The sequence below is a fragment of the Streptomyces sp. NPDC054863 genome (assembly GCF_053610825.1).
This window is the reverse complement of sequence record NZ_JBSGZD010000508.1, coordinates 1-2,621: the sequence shown is the minus strand read 5'-3', so window position 1 is coordinate 2,621 and position 2,621 is coordinate 1. Positions and strand designations below refer to the sequence as shown.

2 protein-coding genes are annotated in these 2,621 nt (G+C 73.9%); one reads left to right on the top strand and one right to left on the bottom strand.

The features are described from left to right. Window positions 1–1,213, bottom strand: a 1,213-nt coding sequence (locus tag ACWGIG_RS38350; protein WP_453326355.1) for a PucR family transcriptional regulator, incomplete at its 3' end; no start/stop codon positions are given. A 248-nt stretch (window positions 1,214–1,461) separates the two neighbouring features. Between ACWGIG_RS38350 and ACWGIG_RS38345 the strand changes: the two genes are divergently transcribed. After that, entirely contained in the window at window positions 1,462–2,616 is a 1,155-nt protein-coding gene (locus ACWGIG_RS38345; RefSeq protein ID WP_453326354.1) for a hypothetical protein, read from the top strand. Window positions 2,617–2,621 lie beyond the last annotated feature (5 nt).

The window sequence follows — 2,621 nt, the reverse complement described above, 5'->3', positions numbered from 1 at the left end:
CCGAACCGATGCCGATGACCGCCCGCGCCCGCTGCCCGGCACGCTCCACGAAGTTGCCCGCGATCTGCGCAGCCCGCTCCCGCCCGGCCGTCGGGTCGGCCGGCACGGGGACGATCGCGTACGCCACGTCACCGAGCAGCGCGAGCGCGGAACGCGGCTGCACCGCGTTGAGGTGGATGCCCAGCGCGCTGGTCAGCCGCTGCCGCTCGGCGGCGACCTCGGCATGATCGCCGGTCTGCCCTGAGGGCCCGCCGCGGTCCGACGGCCCGCTGTGCCCGGCCAGACCCAGCGCCATGACCACCGTGGGTTCGTGCACGAGACCCAGCCGGTCGAGCGCGTCCGCCGCGCCCGTACCGCCCTCCAGGACGGTGCTCACCAGGTCGGCCCGCAGCCGGTTCTGCGCGTCCGCGCCCGCCCGGTGGCGCAGCAGATGCAGGGCGACCAGCTTCGCCGCGTCCTGGAACGCCTGCTCGCGGTCGGGCGTCAGCGGCTCCCGCACCGCCGCCCACACCGACCCGAGGAATTCGTCACCGGCCCGCACGGCGACGGCCACCCGGGGTATCGCCGTCTCGCCCTCGTCGAGGGTGGCCGGAGCGATGTGCACCGGCCGGTCGCTGCGGTACAGCTCGCCGAACACCCCCCGGCCCTCCATGATCCGCAGGTATCCGTCCGGCACCCGGCGCGCGAGGATGGTGGCGACCCGGGCCTGGTCGGCCTCGTCCTGACGGCCCGAGAACGCGAGAATCCGAGAGCGGCGGTCCTCGATCGTGATGGGCGCGTCCAGCAGCGTCGCGACGGCGTTGGCCAGCGCGAACAGGTCGCCGGACGGCACCCCGCCGAGCGTCTGCGCCTCCGCCTCCCCGACGTCCCCCTCGGTGAGCAACGTCCGCAACAGCGCCGTCAGTTGGGACCAGGAGGCACCCTGGGTGAGGGTCAGCAGCGCCACCCCCGAAGCGGCCGACGCCGCGGCGAGCGACGCGTCCCGCTCCACCGGCCCGCGCACCACGAGGGCGGCGGCGCCGTGGGCGCCCAGGTCGTGCAGGAGCCGGGCGATCTCCCGCACCCCGTAGACGGCCACGCCCAGGACGATGGCGTGGGAGGGGTACGCGACCTCGTCCCCCGGGTCGTGGATGACCACGCCGCCGATCTCGCCGGCCGGCTGCGGGCTGCCGTGCACGAGATCCAGCAGGGTGGGGCCGAAGTCATCGAGCACGCGGCCCAGACTCGTACGGGGACTTGTCGGCATGTCACTGATCACCGCCTCAGGCTAGGACGCCGAGCATCCCCCGGATTCGTGGCCTGCGACAAGATTCAACGGAGAAACCGTCGGGCCTCACCAATTCGCGACCCGGTCCGGACGGCCCGTGGACCCGCTCGGCGGGCCTGCGGCGGGGGGCCCGCTTCCCCTGACAGGATCACCGACCATACTGGTCGGGCCCCCGTCCCCCACAGAACGACTCCATGGCCAAGAAGAGCACCTCCTCGACCACCGTCCCCGACACCGCGTGGCTGGGGCGTGGGCGCCATCTCGGGCCCGAGCCCGAGCAGGACGTCCGGCGCAACCTGATCGCCCTCAAGGCGGCCGGGGTGCTCGACGACTTCCTGGACCTCGACCCCGTCGAGGCGGCCCGTTCCACCGTCCTGTACCCGAGGGACGAGTCCGCCGACCCCGGCCCGTCCGCGCGCCGTCTCTTCGAGGCCCGCTGGCGCGTGGCCGGAGACGTCACGGTGCGCGCCCAGCTGACCACGTACGACCCCGAGGGCCGCCGCAAGGAAGGCGAGGGCGTCACCTGGGTCCTCGCGGCCGAGGCGGAGCGGATGTGGGACGCGCACTGGCCGTCGCCCGCCACCATGTTCTGGCCCGACAGCGACCGGACCCCCTGGGACCACGGCGCGACCGTGGCGGACGTACGCCTGCGGAAGGCGAACCACCTGCCGAAGGACGACGACGCGCTGCGCAGACGGCTGCGCGACTGCGCGAAGCAGAGCTGGTTCCTGCACGTCGTGGTGCACGAGGCGATGACGCCGGACGCGCTGGGGCAGCAGCCGGTCTCGGCGTTCCTGCCGCCGAGCCTGCGGCACCGGGTGGTCGAGCACCGGGCCACGCCCGAGCAGGCCCAGATCGCCGACTTCGCGATGAAGCGGGAATTCAACGTACGGATGCCGCGCGGCGGCGCCGTCGTGCTGCCCACGATTCCGCAGCTCCCGGAGTACGACGCGGAACGCTTCACGGTGCGCAACGTCTTCCTGGACGGTTCGGTGCCGACCGAACTCCTCGACAGGATCAAGGAGTTCGCCGCACTGACCCGGCCGATGCCCGCAGAGGCCGAGCAGGCCCTGACGCGGCTGCGCCAGGGCTGGCACCTGCTCACCCCCGAGGAGGAGCTGGTCCACGCCCGGGAGATGGCCACCAAGTACGCCGAGGCGCTCGACGCCATGACCAACTCCCGCGACCTGTACCGGGAGGCGGCCGAGGCGGCCCATGCCGCGCTGGCAGAGGTGAGCGGCGGCGACGGCGTGCCCCGGCCGCCCGCGCCGGGAACGGCCAAGGCGGACGGCTCGCCGCTGGGCGCCCTCACCAAGGCGTTCGGCCGCTTCCGGGGCCCGGGCAAGTAGGGCGT